At 39.5% G+C, this 26,002-nt stretch carries 18 protein-coding genes; 15 read left to right on the top strand and 3 right to left on the bottom strand.

Annotated elements, in window-relative coordinates; translation table 11 throughout:
* Nucleotides 1-26: 26 nt before the first annotated feature.
* Nucleotides 27-1,628: a glutamate/gamma-aminobutyrate family transporter YjeM gene (gene yjeM / locus P3G65_RS02945; RefSeq protein ID WP_019292419.1), complete on the top strand. Its 1,602-nt coding sequence runs from the start codon at nucleotides 27-29 to the stop codon at nucleotides 1,626-1,628.
* A gap of 61 nt (nucleotides 1,629-1,689) precedes the next feature.
* Here yjeM and P3G65_RS02950 read toward each other — a convergent pair whose 3' ends face one another.
* Both P3G65_RS02950 and P3G65_RS02955 read right to left on the bottom strand, forming a co-directional pair.
* Nucleotides 1,690-3,141, bottom strand: coding sequence for a UDP-N-acetylmuramoyl-L-alanyl-D-glutamate--L-lysine ligase (locus P3G65_RS02950; RefSeq protein WP_019292418.1), 1,452 nt, complete (start codon nucleotides 3,139-3,141; stop codon nucleotides 1,690-1,692).
* A gap of 193 nt (nucleotides 3,142-3,334) precedes the next feature.
* Nucleotides 3,335-4,213 (bottom strand): helix-turn-helix domain-containing protein, encoded by an 879-nt coding sequence (locus tag P3G65_RS02955; protein WP_019292417.1) that lies wholly within the window; start codon nucleotides 4,211-4,213, stop codon nucleotides 3,335-3,337.
* Between the two features lie 281 nt (nucleotides 4,214-4,494).
* Between P3G65_RS02955 and P3G65_RS02960 the strand changes: the two genes are divergently transcribed.
* The 7 genes from P3G65_RS02960 (at nucleotide 4,495) to rpoC (ending at nucleotide 17,516) form a co-directional block, all read left to right on the top strand.
* A complete protein-coding gene (locus tag P3G65_RS02960) occupies nucleotides 4,495-4,995 on the top strand; it encodes a hypothetical protein (RefSeq protein ID WP_019292416.1) in 501 nt (166 codons plus the stop codon).
* A gap of 8 nt (nucleotides 4,996-5,003) precedes the next feature.
* Nucleotides 5,004-5,558 (top strand): hypothetical protein, encoded by a 555-nt coding sequence (locus tag P3G65_RS02965; RefSeq protein ID WP_019292415.1) that lies wholly within the window; start codon nucleotides 5,004-5,006, stop codon nucleotides 5,556-5,558.
* 113 nt (nucleotides 5,559-5,671) lie between these two features.
* Nucleotides 5,672-7,390: a polysaccharide biosynthesis protein gene (locus P3G65_RS02970; RefSeq protein ID WP_019292414.1), complete on the top strand. Its 1,719-nt coding sequence runs from the start codon at nucleotides 5,672-5,674 to the stop codon at nucleotides 7,388-7,390.
* Nucleotides 7,391-7,486: 96 nt separating this feature from the next.
* Entirely contained in the window at nucleotides 7,487-9,370 is a 1,884-nt protein-coding gene (locus P3G65_RS02975) for a M13-type metalloendopeptidase (protein ID WP_019292413.1), read from the top strand.
* A complete protein-coding gene (locus tag P3G65_RS02980; RefSeq protein WP_019292412.1) occupies nucleotides 9,364-9,675 on the top strand; it encodes an MGMT family protein in 312 nt (103 codons plus the stop codon). The genes P3G65_RS02975 and P3G65_RS02980 overlap by 7 nt, the downstream gene beginning before the upstream one ends.
* Nucleotides 9,676-9,958: 283 nt before the next feature.
* Complete coding sequence (gene rpoB / locus P3G65_RS02985; RefSeq protein ID WP_019292411.1) at nucleotides 9,959-13,549, top strand: DNA-directed RNA polymerase subunit beta; 3,591 nt, start codon at nucleotides 9,959-9,961, stop codon at nucleotides 13,547-13,549.
* A gap of 319 nt (nucleotides 13,550-13,868) precedes the next feature.
* Nucleotides 13,869-17,516, top strand: coding sequence for a DNA-directed RNA polymerase subunit beta' (rpoC, locus tag P3G65_RS02990; protein ID WP_019292410.1), 3,648 nt, complete (start codon nucleotides 13,869-13,871; stop codon nucleotides 17,514-17,516).
* 92 nt (nucleotides 17,517-17,608) lie between these two features.
* Here rpoC and P3G65_RS02995 read toward each other — a convergent pair whose 3' ends face one another.
* Nucleotides 17,609-18,517: a diacylglycerol kinase family protein gene (locus tag P3G65_RS02995; protein ID WP_019292409.1), complete on the bottom strand. Its 909-nt coding sequence runs from the start codon at nucleotides 18,515-18,517 to the stop codon at nucleotides 17,609-17,611.
* A gap of 246 nt (nucleotides 18,518-18,763) precedes the next feature.
* Here P3G65_RS02995 and P3G65_RS03000 point away from each other — a divergent pair, with 246 nt between their 5' ends.
* The 7 genes from P3G65_RS03000 (at nucleotide 18,764) to sufB (ending at nucleotide 25,995) form a co-directional block, all read left to right on the top strand.
* Nucleotides 18,764-19,447 carry an adaptor protein MecA gene (locus tag P3G65_RS03000; protein WP_019292408.1) on the top strand — a complete coding sequence of 228 codons (684 nt, stop codon included), beginning with the start codon at nucleotides 18,764-18,766 and terminating at the stop codon, nucleotides 19,445-19,447.
* A gap of 3 nt (nucleotides 19,448-19,450) precedes the next feature.
* Nucleotides 19,451-20,707, top strand: coding sequence for a glycosyltransferase family 4 protein (locus tag P3G65_RS03005; protein ID WP_019292407.1), 1,257 nt, complete (start codon nucleotides 19,451-19,453; stop codon nucleotides 20,705-20,707).
* Between the two features lie 77 nt (nucleotides 20,708-20,784).
* A complete protein-coding gene (gene sufC, locus P3G65_RS03010; RefSeq protein WP_019292406.1) occupies nucleotides 20,785-21,555 on the top strand; it encodes a Fe-S cluster assembly ATPase SufC in 771 nt (256 codons plus the stop codon).
* Nucleotides 21,556-21,626: 71 nt separating this feature from the next.
* Nucleotides 21,627-22,883 (top strand): Fe-S cluster assembly protein SufD, encoded by a 1,257-nt coding sequence (gene sufD, locus P3G65_RS03015; protein ID WP_284071323.1) that lies wholly within the window; start codon nucleotides 21,627-21,629, stop codon nucleotides 22,881-22,883.
* Nucleotides 22,883-24,094, top strand: coding sequence for a cysteine desulfurase (locus P3G65_RS03020; RefSeq protein ID WP_284071324.1), 1,212 nt, complete (start codon nucleotides 22,883-22,885; stop codon nucleotides 24,092-24,094). The genes sufD and P3G65_RS03020 overlap by 1 nt, the downstream gene beginning before the upstream one ends.
* Nucleotides 24,095-24,117: 23 nt before the next feature.
* A complete protein-coding gene (sufU, locus tag P3G65_RS03025; RefSeq protein ID WP_019292403.1) occupies nucleotides 24,118-24,573 on the top strand; it encodes a Fe-S cluster assembly sulfur transfer protein SufU in 456 nt (151 codons plus the stop codon).
* 24 nt (nucleotides 24,574-24,597) lie between these two features.
* Nucleotides 24,598-25,995 carry a Fe-S cluster assembly protein SufB gene (gene sufB, locus P3G65_RS03030; RefSeq protein WP_004259194.1) on the top strand — a complete coding sequence of 466 codons (1,398 nt, stop codon included), beginning with the start codon at nucleotides 24,598-24,600 and terminating at the stop codon, nucleotides 25,993-25,995.
* The last annotated feature ends 7 nt before the right edge of the window (nucleotides 25,996-26,002 follow it).

The raw sequence follows: 26,002 nt of genomic DNA on the forward strand, positions 1-26,002 counted from the left end.
TGATTATAAAAAAAGGAGGACATTTGATGTCTGATAAAGCAAAAGGGAAACTTTCTCTTGTCGGCTTATGCCTGATGATCTTCACATCAGTATATGGATTTAACAACATCCCACGTGCATTCTACATGATGGGTTATGCTGCAATTCCATGGTATATCGTGGGTGGATTATTCTTCTTCCTGCCCTTTGCCTTCATGGTAACTGAACTTGGTTCAGCTTTCAAAGAAGAAAAAGGTGGGATCTATTCTTGGATGGAGAAAGCAGTTGGTCCAACTTTCGCCTTCGTCGGAACATTTATGTGGTACGCTTCATATTTGGTATGGATGGTCAACGTTTCAAATGGTATCATGGTACCAATCACAAACATGATTTTTGGTAACTCGCTTCATGTGCCAGATCCATGGATTCTCTCAATCATTGCTATGATTTGGGTTGCTGCAATCACTTTCTTTGCACTTCGTGGTTTGGATGCAGTCAAAAAATTCGCTACACTTGGTGGTATTGCTGTTCTTTCATTGAATGCGATTCTCTTGATTTGCGCACTCTTAGTCCTTATTCTTAATGGACATCCAACAACGCCAATTACTGCTGAAGCTTTTGTAACCAGCCTTAATCCTAACTTCAATAACAGTTCTGCAATTGGCTTTATTGCCTTCATGGTATTTGCTATCTTTGCTTATGGTGGTGTTGAAGCAGTTGGTGGTTTGGTTGATGAAACAGACCAACCTGAGAAAAATTTCCCTCGTGGTGTTGTAACGTCAGCGCTTATCATTGCAATCGGTTATTCTGTAATGATTCTCTGTGTTGGTTTCTTCATGAATTACCAAACAGGCGGTGCATTTTACGAAGGCGTAAAAGCTGGAACAATTAACCTTGGTAATGCAGGTTATGTAACAATGCAATACCTTGGTGAAGCGCTTGGTGCTGCTTTTGGTATGAGTCATTCAGGTGCGGTAGTTATCGGTTCAATTCTTGCCCGTTACATGGGTCTTGCAATGTTGCTTTCATTAATGGGTGCTTTCTTTACATTGATCTACAGCCCAGTTAAACAAATTATTTCTGGTACACCAGATAAACTTTGGCCTGGTCGCTATGGACAACTTGATAAAGAATCAGGTATGCCAAAATTTGCGATGGTTATCCAATTCGTAATTGTCTTTGTTATCATCTTGCTGAACATGCTCATCAACCTTGGTGGTGGTGCAGAAGCAGCGGCGAAATTCTTTGCAATCTTGACAAACATGGCCAACGTTGCGATGACATTGCCTTACCTCTTTATCGTTATTGCCTATGCAAAATTCAAACTCAATGATAATATTGAAAAACCATTTACGCTTTATAAATCTAAAGGTGTAGCGATGGCGGCTGTAACGGTAACATTTCTTGTTGTTGCTTTTGCAAATGCCTTCACAGTAATCCAACCTATCACAGATTACTTTGCTTTGCCAGTTGCTGAACGCTCTGCAGTCCTTGGAGATACAATCCAAACAGTTGTATCAATGATTGCTGGTCCAGTTATCTTTGGTTTGGTAGCCTTCTTTATGATGAATCGCTACAAAAAACGTTACCCTGCAGAATATGCCTCATTAACAGAACTTTCTGAAGATGAATTACATAATGCTAAATAAAAAATAGCAGCTTAGGCTGCTTTTTTTTATTCCAAAACATAAAATGCCGATGAGGCAATTTTTAAATAAATTTTTCTGCTACGGCTCTATCACCAGGATAAGGTTCACGTTTATCATTGACTAACTGGAACTTGTCTGCACCCTTTCCAGCAATAATAACAGCATCATTTTGATCTGTCACACGTTGAATGGCTTGTTTTATTGCCTCTGCACGATCTGCTTCAAAATCACAGGAGCGTGAAACATAACTTGCAATTTCATCAGCAATGGCTTTAGGATCTTCGTGGTTAGAATCATCTTGAGTGAGAATGACTTCTAAGCGTTCGTGTGCTTCGATAACTTGGCCAAAATCCTTACGACGACTTTCACCTTTATTACCCGTAGCTCCTAAAACCAAGACGATTTTACCGTTATGATGAGGTTCAACAACAGACACTAAGTTTTGCAAACTAATACCGTTATGGGCGTAATCAACATAAATTCTTGCACCATTTTTTGTAGTTAACATCTCCATGCGTCCAGGTACTACGGCTTTTGCTAAGCCGTTTTTAATTTGTTCGATTGTGGCTCCTAGATGTTGGGTTGCTAAAGCTGTTGCTAAGGCGTTTTCTTGGTTAAATTTTCCAAGTAAACGAATGTCAAAATGGTCAGCTATTTTACCACTTGTTGTAAAATCGTGTGCATGAGATTCGATGATTTGATTGTCAGATTTTTCACCGTAAAAATCATGCGGGATTTTAAGATCTGCTAACTCTTGCTTAATTACATTAAAATGGGTCATTTCACTGTTGGCTACAAAGTAACCGGAATGATGTAAAAGTTGTCGCTTGCAGTAAAAATAATCTTCAAGTGTAGGATGTTCGACAGGTCCGATGTGATCGGGAGAGATATTAAGGAAGACACCAACATCGAAGTTAATAGCATAGACACGTTCAGTTTTATAAGCTTGTGAGCTTACTTCCATCACAAGGTGTGTCATTCCATTATCCGCAGCTTGGCGCATCATTTTGAGTAAGTCAAGACTTTCGGGTGTAGTTAACTCAGATTTGAAGAAATTTTTCCCATCAAGAGTTGTTTCTGCTGTAGAAAGTAAGGCTGTTTTTTGTCCGTTCATTTCATCTAAGATTGATTTAGCGAAGTAAGCAGAAGTTGTTTTTCCTTTTGTTCCGGTCAAAGCTAATATTTGGAGTTCATTTTGTGGATAATCATAAAATGATTGAGCTAAGAGACTCATTGCACGCTTCACATTTGAAACAATGATTGCAGGTATTTCCACTTCATAATCTATTTCAGAAATGTAGAAAGGTGCTGCTATGTTTTCTAGATATTCTGCTTTAAAATTTAGACCTTTCGCAAAAAATAGGGTTGATGCAGAAGTGTTTCGGCTATCATAGCTTAATTGATCGAAGGTGAAATCTTCTTCCCAGTTATAGTAATATTCCTTTTTAAAGACAATTTCGTGAAAGTTTTCGTCTTTTTTCAGAATTTCTAAAACATCTTGTATTTTGAGCATGGGTTTTTCTGCCTCCTTTATTTATACCATTTAACTCCGGAAGAGAGCTAAATTATAAGGCACTTCACTTAAATGTGGATAGGTGCTTTTTTCTTATTCGTAGGCTTAATTATACCATTTTCACTTATATTTTTGTAACTTGATAATCGCTTTATGTTTCGTGAACAAGAGAGGATAGTGCTATAGGAAGCGTTTATCTTGTTTTTACCACAGTCTCTAAGCTTTTAATTTCCTGTTCAAGTTTCAGAGCAATTTGATAGGATTCACATCGTTCAAAAATATATTGACATTTTTTCATTGTTTCTATAGCGCTCGTATCTCCAAAAACCACTTCAAAATGCGCTTTTTGATATATGAAATTTACTCTTTCAAAAAGATCGATTTCTGGAATGTTTAAAGAAGCAATAAAATCAAGTAACTCTTCTGCTAAATATTTCTGTCTATTTTTAATAAAAATCTCGAGGAAGATTATTCCAGTTTTTATTTGAGCTTTTTGGGTAAGAGGATGAATGTTTCTGCATCGTGCTGTTTTGAGTATTTTATGGCTAAACTTTGATAAGGTACCTAAGTCTAGAAATCCAGCTATGTCACTCAACAAATCAAATTCATATTCGCCCCATATTTTGATGTTAATTAAGTAGTGTTTAATGACAGTAAGACTTTTAGAAGAGAGGTGATAATGGGGATCTATCTGCTTCATGGTTGCCTCTAAGCGAAATTTATCCAAGTTTAATCTTTGAGTGGAAGATGAGCTTTGTATAAGTGATTTTTCATATTTTTGGATAATTTTTTGAAGATGGAGCGTATTACTGTTTAGATGAGCCATATCACGTTCTTCAAACCAGTCCAAAGGATTGAGTTGGGTATTAAGATGATGGAAAAATTCGTGAGGTGCTACATTTATATTATTCAAGAGATAGAGCAAAACAATGCAAGAAACATAACTGCGTCCATTTTCAAAATTAGAAAGTTGGGAAGTGGAGATGCAGTCCTTCGCCGCTTCCTTAAGGGCGAAATTTTTAGAGGTACGAAAATAACGATATATTTCTCCGATGGGCAGTGTTTTTTTCATAAAAGACTCCTATATTTTTAATATCTTTATGCTTTGAAACTGTGGTAAAAGAGCAAGAAAAAGCTTGTTTATGGCAATTTTTCTATTAACTAAGTCGACAAAGAACTGTCAATATATAGTAATTTAAGCCTAAGTTATAACTGTCTTTAGCTGTAATGTTGTTATAGACTAACTATAAGCGATATAAATGGGTAGGGTTAATCAAGTACTTCAAGTATTATTCGTATCTTTGCTGAAAAATTCACACATAAAAAAATCATAACCACAGAAAGGAAAATTTAATGAAAAAACAAACTAAAAAAGGGATAGTTGGTATGATTGCACTCACTCTCTTATTTTCGACAGTTGGGCCGTCTGTGACAGGGCTAGTACAAGCGAATGATATTCAACTAAATCAACAACAAAGTGAAAATTGGAATTCGCTTGAACAGATTACATTTGACGAGTCTGACTTGGCTTTTTTACAACAAAAAGAAAAAGAATTGATGGCAAGTCAAAACGTGCCATTATTGGCACCGCGTGCTTTTTCTATCCGAATGGTCGGAAGGAATTTGGAAGGCTTGTGGCATCGTTCAGCAGGGATGCGCAGGGCTTTAACTGCGGTAGGGTTTGGTTGGACACAAATTAAGGCTATCGCGCGTGGCGTATATGTCTATAGCTATAGAGTCATTGCGGCTAAAATAGCAACAGTTGCAGCTTGGAACTGGGCCGTTGGCGCTGTTATTGGTGTTTCAGCAGGAGCAGCCATCTATACAATGGGAAATTTCCGACTTTTTTATTAATCATCCTTATGAATAAAAATAACCAAACTTATATTTTTAGCGCTCTGGTTTTCCTTGGTGGTAGTTTTCTCATCTTTGTTTCAGAGGAAAGTGTATTCACGGATTTTGATTCACTTTTAGGGTTTCTTGCGGTAATTCAGAGCAGTTTCATTCTGAATTACATTGGTATATTCATCTTCCAAAACGTGGCATTCATGGAAAGAACAGTGGAGCTGAGCTATTACAAAAAACAACTGCCAAAAATTCAGGCTCTTTCTTACCTGATGGCCCTATCTTGTTTTACTGTAGCTTCGTCCATGGATTTAACCGTAGTCTTGGCAATAGTCTTCTTAATGATGACGAATACGGTAATCCGGGCTTATTTTATCAGTATACGCATGTTAAAGTTAATGTATATCCAACGACAGATAAAGGAGTATTTTTTTAGAGGACTTCTGGGCTTAGCTTTTATCCTGCTTATAACTTATTTTAATTTTTATACCGTGACATTTTTTTCTGTGCTACTTTTATGTCAAACGTTCTGGAATTTCAAGTTAATTATATCTCACGGTTCTAGTAAATAAAGGAACTAAACTTATCCATCTAGAATTTGTAGTTCGAAATAGAACTTATTTTGTCCAAGGAGTGTTATAAACTTTTATTGTCAAAAATCCCTACTTCATGGTAAAATAGAAAAATGAATAGTACAGAAATGACTGATAATCTCAGCATGGAAGAAAAGCTCCAGCAAATGGATGCGGAAACCAAGCGTAAAGAGATTCGAGACAATAAAGCAGCACAGCAGGATACAATGATGCGCGGGACCTTGTGGTTTACTTTAGCGGATATTTTATCACGTCTTCTGGGTGCGATTTACATCATTCCGTGGTTTGCGTGGATGGGAGAACACAATAATGAAGCCAATGCCCTTTTCTCAATGGGGTATAATATTTACGCGCTCTTTCTCTTGATTTCAACTGCAGGTCTTCCTGTAGCTATTGCGCGTGAGGTAGCCCATTATAATGCGATGGGAGATGAAAATCTAAGCAATCGTTTAGTTCGTCATATCTTTATTTTTATGGTTGGGCTTGGTATTGTAGCAGCTGGTGTGATGTATATCGGTGCACCAGCATTAGCAGCTATGTCAGGTGGAGGAGAAAACCTAACAGAGGTGATGCGCTCGCTTTCGCTCGCCATTCTAATTTTCCCGGCCATGTCAGTCATTCGAGGATATTTCCAAGGGCTTAATGATATGAAGCCGATAGCTTTGAGCCAAATTTATGAACAGGTTGTCCGTGTAATTTGGATGTTAGTATTTACGTTTATGATTATGAAGCTTGGCTTCTCAGGTGGAGATTGGACACAAGCAGTTGTCCAATCCACAACAGCAGCCTTTATCGGTATGTTGGGCTCATGTGCTGTCTTGCTCTGGTATTTGATCAAAAACAATATGCTTGGCAAGATTATTAACCCAGGCCCAAGTATTACAAAAATTAGTGCTTGGCGCCTGCTTTCACAAACCATCTATCAAGCTATCCCGTTTGTCGTTATTGGCTCAGCTATTCAAATTTTTAAAATTGTGGACCAAGCGACCTTTGTTACGGTCATGCGGTGGGTATCTGACTATAGTGATACACAGCTTTTAGTTTTCTTCTCATACTTTTCTGCTAATACCGACAAGTTGACAATGATTCTCATTGGTGAAGCGATGACTTTAGGAGCTGTGGCTCTGCCACTTATTGCCTCTAACTTTGTTAAGAAGAATTATAAAGAAACAGCGCATTTGATTTCTTACGATTTTCAACTGTTTGTGGCCTTTATGTTGCCTGCGGTCCTAGGCATGACAATTTTAGCTGCACCAATCTATACACTGTTTTATGGTTCAGTAAATAGCTTGCAGCTTGCACTGTTTATCTGGGCTGTCCTCCAAAGCTTCTTGCTGGCTTTGTACACGATGGTTGCCCCAATCTTGCAAGCTTTGCATTATTCTAAAGTAGCGATGCGTTACTTCATTATTACTTTAGTGATCAAATTGATTTTGCAAGTGCCGTCAATTATGATTTTCCACTCTTATGGTCCGCTTGTGGCAACGACTATTGCTTTTGGATATGGCACATGGATTATTATTCGCAAGATTCATGAAGTTACGGGTTTCCGAGTTAAAAGTACTTTGAAAGGAATTATTGGAATCTCAATTATTACGGCTATTATGGCCGTTGTGACTCTGGTTCTTTATGGGTTGATTTCGTTGATTTTGATGCCACTTTCTCCAGGTCATTTCAAAGCCTTGCTCGTGATAGCTGTAGCTGGTGGCGGTGGATTCTTCACCTACATTTATATTGCAGCCAAAGCTGGCTTACTTGAAAAATTAATGGGGAGCCGAGGCACAAGACTTCGTCAAAAACTTCATATTTAAAAAAAATAAATAAAGCGAATTTCAGAATGCAGAGCTGTTCGGAAGTTTGCTTTTTCTTTTATGTTATAATATAAAAAACGTTTTCAGGAGGTTATAATGACACGAATACAAGATGATTTATTTGCAACAGTAAATGCCGAATGGCTTGAACAGGTACAGATACCAGCTGATAAACCTCGTATCTCTGCTTTTGACGAATTGGTATTGGAAAATGAAAAAAACTTAACAGCCGATTTGCAGCGCATGTCTGTGGAACTTCCAGAAGATAATCCTGAACTGCTAGAGGCTATAAAGTTTTACAATAAGGCAGGAGATTGGAAAAGTCGTAACAAAAACGATTTCTCTGCCGTTATTAGAGAGATGGATAAGGTAACAAATCTTAACTCATTCGAGGATTTTCGTACGCATTTACTTGATTTGATTTTTCATTCTCAAGCCCCATTACCTTTCTCAATCAGCGTTGATGCAGATATGAAAGATGCAGTGCACCACTCTCTGGGCTTCACTGGTCCTGGACTTATTTTGCCTGATACTACTTACTATGAGGAAAGTCATCCTCGTAAAGCTGAACTTTTGAGTTTTTGGCAGGAAAACTCCAAGGAAATATTAGAGCATTTTGGACAAAAAGATGCCCAAGAAATCGCGGCTAAAGCAGTGGCTTTTGATGGCCTTTTGGTGGAATCAGCAAATACTGCGGAAGAGTGGGCTAAATATGCGGAGCTTTATAATCCGGTTCCTTTTAAGGAGTTTGTAGGACATTTTAAAAATATAGATTTTGACTCATTTATTAAGGGCTTGGTTAGCACTGAACCGGAGAAAATCGTTGTCTTTGAAAGTCGTTTTTATGACTCTTTTGACCATATCATCAACGAAGAAAATTGGCCTTTAATTAAAGCGTGGATGTTGGTGAAAATCGCGCGTAAGGCAACTGGCTTACTTTCAGATGAATTACGACTTTTAGGGTCTGCATATGGACGTTTTTTATCGAATGTATCAGAGGCAAGGAGTCAAGAAAAACATCAGCTCGATATAACGGAGAGTTATTTCAGTCAAGTGATTGGCCTTTATTACGGTCTAAAATATTTTGGAGAAGAAGCTAAATCAGACGTTAAGCACATGACTTCTGAGATGATTAAAGTTTATCAAGAACGCTTAGATAAAAATGAATGGCTCAGTCGTGCAACGATTGATAAGGCTATTGAAAAATTGAGTGCAATTACTGTGTTCATAGGCTACCCGGACAAACTTCCAGAAATATATAGTCGTTTTAAAGTTGGAAATGGGAGTCTCTACGAAGATGCCTGTCATTTTGATGAATTGCTCACTGCACGTCACTATGAAAAATTTAGTGAAGAAGTTGATAAGAGCTTGTGGCATATGCCGGCTCATATGGTTAATGCTTATTATAGTCCCGACAGCAATACGATTGTTTTTCCGGCAGCTATCTTACAGGCACCTTTCTACAGTCTTGAACAGTCAGCTAGTCAAAATTACGGTGGTATTGGTGCAGTAATTGCCCATGAAATTTCACATGCTTTTGACAATAATGGAGCACAGTTTGACAAGTATGGCAATCTCAATAAATGGTGGACAGACGAAGACTATGAAGCTTTTGAGAAGAAACAAGAAGAAATGATTGCAGCTTTTGATGGACGAGCAACTGAAGCTGGTCCAGCAAACGGCAAGTTGATTGTTTCGGAAAATATTGCCGACCAAGGAGGAATCACGGCAGCGATGACTGCTGCGCAAAAAGAAGAGGATGTTAATCTTACAGATTTCTTTAGCCAATGGGGGAAAATTTGGCGTATGAAAGCCAGCATGGAATTCCAGCAAATGCTTCTTTCAATGGATGTTCATGCCCCAGCAAAATTGCGCGCCAATATTCCACCGACAAACTTAGAAGAATTTTATCAGACTTTTGAGGTGCAAGAAAGCGACGGGATGTATCGCGCGCCTGAGCAACGTGTGAAAATATGGTAAAGGACTTTGAAGACCTTAAGCCGGAAACGCAGCGGATACTTAAAGAAATCAAAGCGGTACCCTATGGACAAGTGAGTTCATACAGAGATATTGCACTACGGGCAGGCCTTATAAATGGTGCGCGGCAAGTTGCCAGAGCGCTTCACGGTCTATCGGAAAGCCATCACTTACCTTGGTGGCGAATCATCAGATCAGATGGCACTATAGGGATGCACGGTGAAGGGCGTCTAGAACAAATTCGTTTGTTAAAATTAGAAGGTGTTGAGGTGACGGATAGAGGTAAAGTTAAGCTGAAAGAAAAGTAATTCAAGGGCATTTAGACCTTGTAAAGACAGTCGATAAATGATATAATATAGGGTAATGGTTTGTCGACAAATTCTGTGGGAAATATTGTCCCCACGGGTTTTGTAAGCAACGAAACGTCAAGTTTTCGTTGCTTTTTTGCCGTTTCTGAACTGTAAAAAATCTAAAAAGTAATGAAAAAGACAAACTACTGACTTTTCAGAACTTTTCATAAGAAACTTAAAATCGACAAATCTTGTATAACACATCCAGAAAAACTGGAAAAATAGAATGAGGAGAATCAACTTGGCAGGACATGACGTAAAATACGGTAAACACCGTACAAGACGCAGTTTTTCACGAATCAAAGAAGTAATTGGTTTGCCGAACTTGATCGAAGTTCAAACAGCAAGTTATCAAAACTTCCTTGACGAAGGTTTGGCTAACGTCTTCAAAGAAATGTTTCCAATTGACAACTTTGCGGGCACAATGGAGCTTGAATTTGTTGGATATGAAATGAAAGCCCCTAAATACACTGTGGATGAAGCCCGTGCTCACGATGCAAACTATTCTGCACCGATTCATGTGACTTTCCGCCTTGTAAATAAAGAAACAGGCGAATTGAAAACACAAGAAGTTTTCTTCGGTGATTTCCCACTTATGACTGAAATGGGTACATTCATCAACAACGGTTCTGAACGTTTGATCGTCAGCCAGTTGGTACGTAGCCCGGGTTCATACTTCCACCTTAAAACAGATAAAAATGGTTTGGAATCTTATGGTCATACAACTATTCCTAACCGTGGTGCGTGGTTTGAATTAGATACAGACGCTAAAGGTGTTGGTTATGTACGTATTGACCGTACACGTAAGTTAACATTTACAACAATGTTGCGTGCTCTTGGTTTTGGTAGTGACGATGAAATCCTTGAACTTATGGGACCAAGTGAACTCCTCAATACAACATTGGGCAAAGACGTTCACAAAAACCCATCAGACACACGTGTTGAAGAAGCACTTAAAGACATCTATGACCGCCTCCGTCCTGGTGAACCTAAAACAGCGGACAGCTCTCGTGGACTTTTAATTGCACGTTTCTTCGACCCACGTCGTTACGACTTTGCACCTGTAGGTCGTTATAAATTTAATAAAAAGCTTGCGCTTAAAAACCGTATTCTCGGTTTGACTTTGGCAGAGCCAATCGTTGATCCTGAAACAGGAGAAATTCTCGTTGAATCTGATGCTCTTGTAACACGTGATGTTTTAGATTCTATCGAAAACCTTTTGGATAATGGTCTCAATACAACAGTTTATCAACCATCTGACGATGCTGTTATTCCTGAGCCAATTGAACTTCAAACATTGAAAGTTTACTCTCCAAAAGATCCAGAACGTGTCGTGACATTGATTTCTAATGGTCAAATTCCTGCAGAAAATCGTGTGTTGATGCCAGCTGATGTGATTGCTAACATCAACTACTGGTTAGGTCTTTCTGAAGGTATTGGTAAAGTAGACGATATTGACCACTTAGGAAACCGTCGTATCCGTTCAGTTGGTGAATTGCTTCAAAACCAAGTCCGTATCGGTCTTTCACGTATGGAACGTGTTATCCGTGAACGTATGTCATCTTCTGAAAATGAAAATATGACACCTCAAGGATTGATTAACATCCGTCCTGTAACTGCTGCAATCAAAGAATTCTTTGGTTCTTCACAGTTGTCACAATTTATGGACCAACACAATCCTTTGTCAGAGCTTTCACACAAACGTCGTTTCTCTGCCTTAGGTCCTGGTGGTATCTCACGTGACCGTGCTTCATATGAAGTACGTGACGTTCACTACACTCACTATGGCCGTATGTGTCCGATTGAAACACCTGAGGGTCCAAATATCGGGTTGATCAATAACTTGTCTTCTTATGCCAAAATCAATGAATATGGTTTCATCATGTCACCATACCGTCGTATTGATCGTGCAACGGGAACAGTTACGGATGAAGTAGAGTATTTAACAGCTGACGAAGAGGACAACTACACTGTTGCCCAAGCTAACTCACCATTGACTGATGACAACAAATTTGTCAACGAAACAGTAATGGCCCGTCACGTTGGTAACAATATTGAAGTTGATGCTTCAACTGCAGACTATATGGACGTTTCTCCTAAACAGGTTATCGCCGTAGCAGCTGCTTGTATTCCTTTCTTGGAAAACGATGACTCCAACCGTGCCCTTATGGGTGCCAACATGCAACGTCAAGCCGTTCCATTGATTGATCCACATGCACCTTGGATTGGTACAGGTATGGAACATCAAACAGCACGTGATTCAGGTGCTGCTGTGATCGCTAAACATGATGGTACCGTTGAATATGTAGATGCTGACGAAATCCGTGTACGTCGAACATCAGGTGAACTTGATATCTATAACATTATGAAGTACCGTCGTTCAAACTCAGGAACTTCATATAACCAACGTCCACTTGCTGAACTTGGTGATAAAGTTGAAGCCGGCGACATCATTGGTGATGGACCATCAATGGAAAATGGGGAAATGGCGCTTGGCCAAAACCCACTCGTTGCTTATATGACTTGGGAAGGTTATAACTTCGAGGATGCCATTATCATGTCTGAACGTTTGATTAAAGATGACGTTTATACATCTATTGCTATCGAAGAGTATGAATCAGAAACACGCGATACAAAGCTTGGCCCTGAAGAAATTACACGCGAAATTCCAAATATTGGTGATGAAGCCCTCAAAAACTTGGACGAAGACGGTATTATCCGTATTGGTGCTGAGGTTGAAGATGGGGACTTGCTCGTTGGTAAAGTAACACCAAAAGGTGAAACTGATCCTACACCTGAAGAACGTCTTCTTCGTGCTATCTTTGGTGAAAAAGCACGTGAAGTTCGTGATACATCACTCCGTGTTCCTCACGGTGGTGGCGGTATCGTTCACGATGTACGTGTATTCACACGTGAAAATGGTGATGAATTGCCATCAGGTGTGAACAAGTTGGTTCGTGTCTTCATCTCACAAAAACGTAAAATCCACGTTGGGGATAAGATGGCCGGACGTCACGGTAACAAAGGTGTCGTTTCAAATATCGTTCCTGTAGAGGATATGCCTTACTTGCCAGATGGTACACCAATCGATATCATGTTGAATCCATTGGGTGTCCCTTCTCGTATGAATATCGGACAAGTTATGGAACTTCACTTAGGTATGGCTGCACGTACATTGGGTATTCACATTGCATCACCGGTCTTCGATGGTGCAAGTGATGAAGATATCTGGAATACCGTTAAGGAAGCTGGAATGGCTGATGATGCCAAAACAGTACTTTATGATGGACGTACAGGTGAAGCTTTTGATAACCGTATCTCTGTCGGTGTCATGTACATGATCAAACTTCACCACATGGTTGATGATAAACTTCACGCACGTAGTGTTGGTCCTTACTCACTCGTTACACAACAACCGCTCGGTGGTAAAGCGCAGTTCGGTGGACAACGTTTCGGGGAAATGGAAGTTTGGGCCCTTGAAGCTTATGGTGCGGCAAATGTTCTCCAAGAAATTTTGACTTACAAGTCAGATGATGTTATTGGACGTACACGTGCTTATGAAGCTATCGTTAAGGGTGAACGTATTCCTAAACCAGGTCTTCCTGAATCATTCCGTGTCCTTGTAAAAGAATTGCAAGCACTTGGTATGGATCTTAAAGTCCTTGATGGTGAGAAAAATGTCCTTGACCTTCGTGAACTTGATGATGAAATCGAAGTTCGTCAAGAAAATATTGACATTACGCCAGAAATGCTTGAAGCTCAGGAGCAAATTGTTACTGAAGCAGTGGAAACTGAACAAGCATTGATTAGCGAAGCAAAAGAAGAAAAATAATTGTTCTTTTCTGTGAACAAGAAGTTTATTAGGAATAAGAAATAGCTTTTCGTAATAAATTTAAGATAAAAACCTTTTAAGGTAAACCACTGTGCAAGTGTGCTAGGCGGTAATGTAGAACTGTATTTGGATGGATAACTTCTATTTTAAAAATAAGTCCTACATTGCTGCCTATCACATGAGCTTTGATCCGTTAGATTGAAGATTTTCGGGCAAGATTGTGTTTTAAAAGATACAGCTAGCGGTCTTCACAGTAATGTTTGTCAAGAGCCAAACATTCAACAGAAAAGAAATAAATACAAAGAAAGTGGAGAAAACATTGGTCGATGTAAATAAATTTGAGAGCATGCGAATTGGTATCGCATCTCCACAAAAAATTCGTTACTGGTCATTTGGTGAAGTCAAAAAACCAGAAACCATCAACTATCGTACGCAAAAACCTGAACGCGAAGGTCTCTTCGATGAGCGTATCTTTGGTCCACAAAAGGACTGGGAATGTGCTTGTGGTAAGCTTAAAGGCGTTTTCTACAAAAACCAAGTCTGCGAACTCTGTGGTGTTCAAGTAACGACAGCTAAATCACGTCGTGAACGTATGGGGCACATCGAGTTGGCAGCACCAACTTCACACATCTGGTATTTCAAAGGGATTCCATCACGTATGGGGCTTGCACTTGATATGAGCCCACGTGCTCTTGAAGAAGTTATTTACTTCGCAAGTTATGTCGTTATTGATCCTAAGGAAACAGATCTTGAAAAGAAACAACTTTTGACAGAGCGTGAATATCGTGAACAACTTTTGAAAAATGGTTTTGGTTCATTTGTTGCGAAAATGGGTGCTGAAGCTATCCAAGATTTGCTTAACGATGTTGATATTGATGCAGAAGTTGCTGAACTTAAAGAAGAATTGAAAAATGTTAGCGGACAACGTCGTGTTAAAATCATTCGTCGTTTAGACGTATTAACAGCCTTCAAAAAATCTGGTAACAAATTAGCTTGGATGGTACTTAATGTGCTTCCAGTTATTCCACCAGATCTTCGTCCAATGGTTCAATTGGATGGTGGACGTTTTGCCACATCTGATTTGAATGACCTTTATCGTCGTGTTATCAACCGTAACAATCGTTTGAAACGTTTGATGGAGCTTAATGCCCCTAATATTATCGTCCAAAATGAAAAACGTATGTTGCAAGAAGCTGTTGATACATTGATTGACAACGGTCGTCGTGGTCGTCCAATCACAGGTGCCGGTAATCGTCCACTTAAATCTCTCAGCCATATGCTGAAAGGTAAACAAGGGCGTTTCCGTCAAAACTTGTTGGGTAAACGTGTTGACTACTCAGGTCGTTCAGTTATTGCAGTTGGTCCAACACTTAAAATGTACCAATGTGGTGTCCCACGTGAAATGGCTATCGAACTCTTCAAACCATTCGTAATGTCCGAATTGGTTAAACGTGAAATGGCTGCCAACATCCGTGCGGCTAAACGTAAAGTTGAACGCCAAGATGCTGAAGTTTGGGATGTCCTTGAAGAAGTTGTTAAAGAACACCCTGTTCTTCTTAACCGCGCACCGACGCTTCACCGCTTAGGTATTCAAGCGTTCGAGCCAGTACTTATTGATGGACGTGCAATGCGTTTGCACCCGCTGGCTTGTGAAGCCTACAATGCCGACTTTGACGGTGACCAAATGGCGATTCACGTGCCATTGTCAGAAGAAGCGCAAGCCGAAGCACGTTTGCTTATGCTTGCTGCTGAACACATCCTTAACCCTAAAGATGGTAAACCAGTCGTTACACCTTCTCAAGATATGGTCTTGGGTAACTACTACTTGACAATGGAAGCAAAAGGACGTGAAGGAGAAGGTATGATCTTCTCTAATCCTGAAGAAGTTGAAATTGCAATGCGTAACGGATATGTCCACTTGCATACACGTATCGGTATTGCAACACAATCAATGAATAAACCTTGGACAGAATTCCAAAAAGGTAAAATCTTGATTACAACTGTCGGTAAAGTAATGTTCAACTCAATTATGCCTGAAGGAAATGAAATTTATCCAGAAGGTATGCCTTACTTGAATGAAAATACCGATGAGAACATCACAACTCAAACGGACGACCGTTTCTTCATGGAACCTGGTGAAGATATCCATAAACGTTTAGCTGAAATTGATACAGTATTGCCATTCAAGAAAAAACACTTGGGTAATATTATCGCTGAAGTCTTCAAACGTTACCGCACAACAACAACTTCTGAGTTCCTTGACTTGCTCAAGAACTTAGGTTACCACCAATCAACATTGGCTGGTTTAACAGTTGGTATTGCGGATATCCCAGTGGTTCCTGAAAAAGCAGAAATCATTGGTGCTGCACACAAACGTGTAGAACAAATCACTAAACAATTCCGTCGTGGTTTGATTACTGATGATGAGCGCTACAATGCGGTTACTGATGTTTGGCGTGGTGCAAAAGATACACTTGAAAAACGCTTGATTGAAGAACAAGATTTGACTAACCCGATCGTTATGATGATGGACTCTGGTGCCCGTGGTAACATTTCCAACTTCTCACAATTGGCCGGTATGCGTGGTTTGATGGCTGCTCCTAATGGTCGTATCATGGAATTGCCTATCATTTCTAACTTCCGTGAAGGTCTTTCTGTCTTGGAAATGTTCTTCTCAACTCACGGTGCGCGTAAAGGTATGACCGATACAGCCCTTAAGACTGCCGATTCTGGTTATCTTACACGTCGTTTGGTTGACGTTGCTCAAGATGTTATCATCCGTGAAGTGGATTGTGGTACAGATCGTGGACTCTTGATTTCTGATATTGCCACTGGTAAAGAAATGGTAGAACCGTTGGTTGAACGTCTCGAAGGACGTTACACACGTAAAACAGTTGTACATCCAGAAACTGGTGAAGTAATTATTGGCGATGATCAATTGATTACAGAAGATATCGCGAAGCAAATCGTTGCTGCAGGTATCAAAGAAGTTACAATCCGTTCAGTATTTACATGTAAAACACCACATGGTGTATGTAAACACTGTTACGGTAAAAACTTGGCAACAGGTGAAGCCGTTGAAGTTGGTGAAGCTGTTGGTACAATCGCCGCTCAATCAATCGGTGAACCTGGTACACAGTTGACAATGCGTACATTCCACACGGGTGGTGTTGCGTCAAGCTCAGATATCACTCAAGGTTTGCCTCGTGTACAAGAAATCTTTGAAGCACGTAACCCTAAAGGGGAAGCAATCATTACCGAAGTTACTGGTACGGTTGAATCTATTGTGGAAGATGCTGCGACACGTACACGTGAAATCACAGTCAAAGGTAAAACAGATACACGTTCATACACAGTATCAATGGCTGATGTGCTCATGGTTGAAGAAGGTGAATTTATCCACCGTGGTCACCAATTGATCCAAGGTTCAATTGAACCTAAGCACTTGCTCCAAGTACGTGATGCTTTATCCGTTGAAACTTACTTGCTCGGTGAAGTTCAAAAAACTTACCGTTCACAAGGGGTTGAAATCGGGGATAAACACATCGAGGTTATGGTTCGCCAAATGCTTCGTAAAGTCCGTGTAATGGATACTGGTGATGTGGATATCTTGCCTGGTGGACTTATGGATATTTCTGACTTTGAAAAAATCAATGAAGAAGCCCTCCTTTCTGGTAAAACACCAGCGACAGCACGACCTGTTCTTATGGGGATTACCAAAGCATCATTGGAAACAAATTCATTCTTGTCTGCTGCATCCTTCCAAGAAACAACACGTGTCTTGACCGATGCTGCAATCCATGGTAAAGAAGACCACTTACTTGGTCTTAAGGAAAATGTCATTATCGGTAAGATTATTCCTGCCGGTACAGGTATGTTCCGTTACCGTAATCTTGAGCCATTGTCAGATTTGTCAAATGCTCCTGAGGTCACTGTTTCAGAAACTGAAATTGAAGAAGTAAAATAAAATAAAAAATAGCGATGATTATATCGCTATTTTTTTGTAAAAGAAAAACGGAAGATGAACTCTTATTGAAAAGATAGTCTTCCGTTTTATTATTAACAAATAATCTTTCTTTTTTCAGAAGTTAGAGTCAAAGTGTCATTGGCTTGGATAGTAAAAGACTCTCCATCGATTTGAACGGGTTGAACGGACTGCGATGTTACTGCAGCTGCTGTGGAAACACTATGATGGAAAAGGTTATTGTCTAAATGTTTTCCCTTAAGCAGACTAGGAATTAACGAAAATATTTTCGGGATACTATATCTGTCCAACTCAACCAAATGAATTTCTTGGCTGAGATTAGTCGCTTCAGGTGCAATTTGAATACCACCGCCAAAATAGGGATGCTTAGTAAAGGTCAAGAGAAAGGCATTATCAAACTTAAAAGCATTTTTCATGTTATAAACGCTAAGCTCAAACGGTTTTTTGCTAAATAAAACATGAAGGGCGGTCAGAAAGTAAGAAAGCCTTCCTAACTTGAGTGCATTAAGTATGCTTTTCATACGTCCACTGTTAGTTGCTTTGACAATGGCTGCATCTAAACCGATTCCTACATTATTGAGCGCGTAGCCAGAAAACGATTGCGATTTATAATGGATAACATAAAAGTCTTTGGTCTTATCTTGGCGAATATTTTCGAAGGCTTGGATAGGATCAAAAGAAAGCCCCAAACTGCGGGCAAAATCATTACCTGAACCAGAAGGAATGTAACCAAAGGACAGATTATCAGGTAAAGCATTGAGAGCCAAAGAAATGGTACCATCACCACCTAAGATGACAAGCCGGTCTTCTGCTGATTTCTCTTCCAAGATTTTTTGGATAAAAGCTGCTTCTTGCCCAGTATGTTCGGTCGCAAAGAGTTTGTAAGAGAGGCCCTCTTTTTCGAGATAGGGCAATAAAAGTTTCAATGAACGCTCCCCTTTGCGTGAACCGGCATTGGGATTGGCAAGAATGTAATAAATCATAGAACTATTTTATCAAAAAAATATATTTTAGAGGTAAATAACATAACAATTTCCAATGATACAAAAAATTTCGTAAGAGTAACAAAGTAAAAAAAGAAAGTTTTCGAGTGAATGGCAAAAAACGCGAACAGCCTTTTATATGTTATAATTAGAAGAAACAGTTAAATATAATTAAAAATATTTCTGCAATGAAAACTAAAAGTTATGGTTCTCATGCAGGTTAATGAAGAATAATAGGTTAAAAATATGCAATATGAAGAAATAAACGAAAAAACGATAAAGATTAGCCTAACCTTTCAAGATTTGGTTGATCATGATGTCAAACTCTCTGATTTTTTTACGAACCAGTCAATGGTTGAAAATCTTTTTTATGAATTAGTAGAAGAACTAGGACTTGAGGAAAGGTTCTCATCAGGACTTTTAACTTTCCAAATTCAACCTTTCCCTAAAGGGGTGAATATTATTGTTACTGAAGAAAATATTGATATTGATCCCAATAATCTCCCTGATGATCCCGAAGAATTTGAGCAGCTTATGACGGATTTCTTTGGACGTGTGGAAGATTTAAAACAAAATGGCGGAACAATGGCAGATACAAGTACAACTGAAACAAAAGAAACAAAAGTAGAAAATAAACCAGATCCAGATTTTGTCTTCTATTCTCTAGAATTTGAAAACATGTCTCAACTTTTGACAGCAGTAAAAAATGTTAAAATTGATGCAGAGGAATCTGAACTTTATAGCTATGAAGATAAGTTTTATTTGATTATTTTGGACAATCAAAAGTCAAAAGGAAAGACAGCAGTAAGTTCGATGCGTGCCCGAATGTTAGAATACGGACAGGAAACAATCAACAGTCGCGAAACACTACAAGAATACGGCGAGATACTAATCAATACACGTGCTTTGGAAGTTCTCTCAAAAATTTAAGATATGATAGATACCATAAAAGAAATCCCGATTAAGGGGATTCCCTTCACAGTAGAGTTCTTCATTGTGCTCTTCGTGACATTTGGAATGTCCTTGATTTTCACCCCATTAATGACCTTTGTTTCACGCCGAATTGGAGCTGTAGATAAGCCTAACAAGCGACGTGTCAATACTAAAATAATGCCCTCGGCAGGGGGACTAGCTATTTTTGCATCCTTTGCAATTGCGACACTTTTTATCCTCCCGATGATCGTTTACCCACAACTTCCCCTAATGAGCCCCAAACAGTTGGCGGAAGGAATTAAGCCTCATTTTGTGACTTATATCAACTACATTGCACCTTTTATTGTAGCAGGTGGTATTGTTGTCCTTACGGGATTGATTGATGACATCAAAGAAATCTCCCCTAAGATGAAGATGGCTGGGTTGCTTCTCGCTGCTTCAATCACATGGTTTTTTACTCATGCACGCTTTGACAATCTTAAAATTCCTTTCGGTGGTCCTTTTCTTGAGTTTCCCGCTTGGTTATCCTTTATTTTTACCGTTTTTTGGATTGTGTCGATTACAAATGCGGTTAATCTGATCGATGGCCTAGATGGTTTAGCCAGTGGTGTCTCCGTGATTTCACTCTTTACCATGGGGATTGTGTCTTACTTCTTTTTACCAGGTTCAAGTATCTTCTTGCCTATTACCATTTTTACCTTAGTTGCCGCCATTATGGGCTTCTTCCCATATAACTATCATCCAGCGATTATCTATCTAGGAGATACTGGTGCACTGTTTTTGGGATTTATGATATCGGTTGTGTCCCTGCAAGGTTTAAAGAATGCAACGGCAGTAGCTGTTCTAACACCACTTTTGATTTTAGGTGTTCCATTAACAGATACAATCGTGGCAATGGTGCGGCGAAAACTGAATAATCAAAGAATTTCTAGTGCGGATAAAATGCACCTGCACCACCGTTTGATGTACATTGGCTTCACTCATCGAGGCGCTGTATTAGTTATTTATGGCATAGCTGGAATTTTTGCCTTTATTTCCTTGATCCTACAAGTTTCCAGCCGGATCGGTGGTATATTCTTAATTATTGCTTTGCTGCTTGGACTGGGGCTGTTTATTGACTTGGTCGGTATACTTGGCAAAGACCGTCAACCTTTCCTCAATGTTTTGAGGTTCATTGGCAGTTCGGAGTATCGAGAGCAAGTTATAAGTAAGAAACATAAAAGAAAATATAAACACGACAAAACAGAACGGAAATGAGCTTTTCGTCTGTTTTTTTTGTTATAATGGAGGGTGAAGTGTAAAAGATATTTTACTTATGAATTGAAGGAGTTAGAATGGCAACTTTAGAAATTAAAAATCTTCATGTGAGCATTGAAGACAAAGAAATCCTTAAAGGTGTAAACCTCACTATTAATACCAATGAAGTACATGCAATCATGGGTCCAAACGGTACAGGGAAATCAACCTTGTCAGCAGCAATTATGGGAAATCCAAGTTACACAGTCACTGAAGGAGAAATTCTATTTGACGGTGAAAATGTCCTTGAATTAGAAGTCGATGAACGCGCTCGCCTTGGATTATTCCTTGCGATGCAGTACCCTTCTGAAATTCCAGGAATTACAAACGCTGAATTTATGCGTGCAGCCATTAATGCTAAACGTGCAGAAGATGACAAAATTTCTGTTATGGATTTCATTAAAAAATTGGATAAAAATATGGAATTACTTAACATGAAAGAAGAGATGGCAGAGCGTTACCTCAATGAAGGCTTCTCTGGTGGGGAGAAGAAACGTAATGAAATCCTCCAACTCTTGATGTTAGAACCAACTTTTGCTATTTTGGATGAAATTGACTCTGGGCTTGACATCGATGCGCTTAAAGTAGTCTCAAAAGGCGTGAACGCTATGCGTGGCGATAATTTTGGTGCCCTTATCATCACCCACTATCAACGTTTACTCGACTATATTACCCCAGATGTCGTTCACATCATGATGGAAGGCCGCGTTGTTATGACAGGCGGAGCCGAACTTGCGAAACGTCTTGAAAAAGAAGGATATGCTAAAATCTCTGAAGAATTAGGGATTGAATATAAGGAAGAAGCATAGGTTGAGGTCGTATGAGGTGTTAAGGGACAGAAAGTCATACATCACCAAATACATCATGGAGATACAATTAAATGAATGAAAAAATAAAAAATTTCTCGCTCATGCATGCTGAACCAAACTGGTTATCAGAGCTTCGTCAAACCGCCTTTGAGGCTATGACAGGGTTAGAGATGCCCAATATTGAGCGTGTGAAATTCAATCGTTGGGGCTTGGATAATACAGAAATAGGGGATTCTGAGCCAAGTGGAAACGTTCCAAGCTTTACAGAATTACCAAATCACCCACTTTTGGTACAAGTAGGCAGCCAAAATGTTATGGAGCAAATGCGTCCAGATTTGGCTGAAAAAGGTGTTGTTTTCACTGATTTTGCTTCAGCGATGGAAGAAATTCCTGAGATAGTCGAAACTTATTTCGGCAAAGCTGTGAGTTATACAGAAGATCGTTTAGCAGCAAGCAATGTTGCCAGTTTCAACTCTGGCGCGGTTCTTTATATTCCGGACAATGTTGAAATTGACGTGCCTGTAGAAGCAAAGTTCTATCAGGATTCTGAGTCAGATTTGCCTTTCAATAAACACATCTTAATTATTGCTGGTCGTAACAGTAAGCTTGATTATTTGGAACGTTTGGAAAGTATCGGTGATGGCAACGTTAAGGTCACAGGTAATCTTTCTATCGAAGTTATTGCCCTTGAAGGTGCGCAAGTGAAATTTGCGGCTATTGACCGTTTAGGAGAACATGTCACAGCTTATATCAGTCGTCGCGGGCATTTAGCAAATAATGCTACAATTGATTGGTCTATCGGAACAATGAATGATGGCAATGTTATTTGTGATTTTGACAGCGATTTAAAAGGTGATGGAAGCCACTCACAAATCAAAGTTGTTGGATTATCTATGGGTAAACAAATCCAAGGGATTGATACTCGTGTGACAAACTTTGGCCGTAATTCAGTAGGGCATATCTTGCAACATGGTGTTATTCTTGATCGAGGCACATTAACTTTTAATGGAATTGGTCAAATCATGCGCGGGGCTAAAGGGGCGGATGCGCAACAAGAAAGCCGAGTATTGATGCTTTCAGACAGTGCTCGTAGTGATGCCAATCCTATTTTGCTCATTGAGGAAAATGACGTAACTGCAGGACACGCAGCTTCTATTGGTCAGGTTGATCCTGAGGATATGTACTACCTTATGAGTCGAGGCTTAGATGAAACAACAGCCAAACGTCTTGTTATTCGAGGTTTCCTCGGTGCAGTTGTAACTGAAATTCCAATTAAAGCCGTTCGTGATGAATTTATATCAATTATCGAGAGAAAGTTGGCAATCTAATGATTGACTTAACAAAAGACTTTAAAATTCTTAATCAAAAAGTTAATGACGAACCATTAGTCTACTTGGACAATGCAGCCACCACCCAAAAGCCACAGCAGGTGTTGGATGTTTTGACAAACTATTATGAGCATGATAATGCCAATGTTCATCGCGGGGTTCATACGCTTGCAGAGCGTGCAACTGCAGATTATGAGGCAGCACGTGAAAAGGTTCGAAAGTTTATTCATGCTGCGTCTACGAAAGAAGTATTGTTCACTCGTGGAACAACAACGAGTTTAAACTGGGTCTCAAAATTTGCGGAGCAAACCTTAACAGCAGGTGATGAGATTATTATTTCCGTTGCGGAGCACCACTCAAACTTTGTCCCTTGGCAACAAGTTGCTGAAAAAACGGGAGCAATTCTAAAAATTGTCTATCTGAAAGACGGTGCTTTAGACGTTGATGACTTAAAAGAAAAACTGACGCCCAGAACAAAATTTGTAAGCTTAACACATGCCTCAAATGTCCTAGGTTCAATCACTCCGATTAAGGAAATTGCTGAGTTAGTTCATCATCACGGTGCCTATTTTGTCGTTGATGGTGCGCAGTCTGTTCCGCATATGAAAATTAATGTCCAAGAGTTGGATGTAGATTTCTTTGCTTTTTCGGGGCATAAAATGTGTGGTCCAACAGGAATTGGTGTTCTTTATGGAAAAGAGACTTTGCTTAATCAAATGAATCCTATCGAATTTGGTGGAGAAATGATTGACTTCGTTTATGAAAGTCACTCGACATGGACGGAGTTGCCATGGAAGTTTGAAGCGGGCACACCAAATATTGCGGGAGCTATCGCACTCGGGGCAGCTATTGACTACCTTGAAGCAATAGGAATGGACAATATTCATCGGTATGAGCAAGAGCTTGTAGCTTATGTGATGCCTAAACTAAAAGCGATTGAAGGTTTGGAAGTTTATGGTCCAGAAGCTGTTGAAGAGCGCAGTGGTGTGATTGCCTTTAATATCCGAGGACTCCATCCTCACGATTTGGCGACAGCTTTGGATATGGAAGGTGTGGCTGTACGTGCTGGGCATCATTGCGCACAGCCTTTGCTTAATTATCTTGGTCAAGCGTCAACAGCACGCGCAAGTTTTTATATTTATAATACAAAAGCAGACTGCGATAAACTGGTGGATGCTCTTTTGAAGACAAAAGAGTTTTTCGGCTTATAGTATTCAAAAAACGGAGAAAAAGAATGGCACTTTCAAAATTAGATAATTTATACCGTGCAGTAATTCTTGATCACTCTTCTGCGCCACGCCATGCAGGTGAATTACAACAGGCTTGTGTTGTTGATTTAAATAATCCAACCTGTGGAGATGTCATTCGCTTGACTGTTGCGTTTACAGAAGATAAGATTAGCGATATTGCCTTTAGCGGGCACGGTTGTACAATTTCAACAGCATCTGCCTCAATGATGACGGAAGCTGTGATTGGCAAGACAAAAGCCGAAGCTTTGGAATTGGCAAAGATTTTTTCAGAAATGGTGACAGGACACGTTGAAGAAGCGCAGGAGCGTTTAGGAGATGCACAATTCCTTGCAGGAGTGTCGAAATTTCCGCAGCGAGTAAAATGTTCAACGTTAGCCTGGAATGCCTTGAAAAAAGCGATTGAGACAGATGGTACCGCGACTGTATCTGAATCTCACTAAAATGCAAATAAAGAGAGGAAAATAATGACAGAAGAAGTTCCAGTATTAGAAGAATATAAATTTGGTTTTCATGATAATGCTGAATTAGTCATGTCTACAGGAACAGGTCTGACAGAAGATGTGATACGTACAATGTCGGCCGCAAAAGAAGAACCAGAATGGATGCTGGATTTCCGCCTCAAGTCCTTCGAAGCCTTCAAAAAATTAGATCTCCCAGAATGGGGGCCTGATTTATCAGACATTGATTTTGATGATGTGGTGTATTACCAAAAACCCACCGATAAACCTGCCCGTACTTGGGAAGAAGTTCCTGATGAAATTAAGGAAACCTTTGAAAAAATTGGTATCCCAGAAGCAGAGCGTGCTTACCTAGCAGGAGCATCAGCACAGTATGAGTCAGAAGTTGTTTATCACAACATGAAGGAAGAATTTGAAAAACTTGGTATCGTCTTTACCGATACCGATTCTGCTCTGAAAGAATATCCGGAGCTTTTCAAAAAATACTTTGCAAAGCTCGTGCCACCAACAGACAATAAATTAGCTGCTTTGAATTCAGCAGTTTGGTCTGGAGGAAGTTTCGTTTATGTGCCTAAAGGTGTAAAATGTGAAATTCCAATCCAAGCCTATTTCCGTATTAATAACGAAAAGTCTGGTCAGTTTGAACGTACTTTAATCATTGTTGATGAGGGTGCTTCTATCCAATATGTGGAAGGTTGTACTGCACCAACATATTCATCAGCCAGCTTACATGCTGCTGTTGTTGAAATCTTCTGTGAAGAAGGTGGATATATGCGTTATTCAACCATTCAAAACTGGTCAGATAATGTCTATAACTTGGTAACAAAACGAGCTAAAGCAGAGGCAAATGCAACTGTGGAATGGATTGATGGTAACTTAGGCTCACGAGTCTCTATGAAGTATCCAGCTGTCTATTTAGACGGTCCTGGGGCACGTGGTACAATGCTTTCAATCGCCTTTGCTAACGCAAATCAAGAGCAAGATACAGGTGCCAAAATGATTCATAATGCACCAAATACAAGCTCATCGATTATTTCTAAATCCATTTCTAAATCTGGTGGAGCTGTAAATTATCGTGGACAAGTAACCTTCAACAAAAATTCTGCACATTCTAAATCACATATTGAATGTGACACGATTATTATGGATGATATTTCAAAATCAGATACAATTCCATTTAATGAGATTCATAACTCACAAGTTGCCTTGGAACATGAAGCCAAAGTATCTAAAATCTCAGAAGAACAGTTATACTATTTGATGAGCCGTGGTTTAACAGAAAAAGAAGCCACAGATATGATTGTGATGGGCTTTATTGAACCCTTTACTAAAGAACTTCCAATGGAGTATGCAGTAGAACTCAACCGATTGATTTCTTACAGCATGGAGGGTTCAATCGGTTAATTGTTTC

The sequence above is a fragment of the Lactococcus sp. bn62 genome (assembly GCF_029492705.2).
GTDB classification, from domain to species: domain Bacteria; phylum Bacillota; class Bacilli; order Lactobacillales; family Streptococcaceae; genus Lactococcus; species Lactococcus petauri.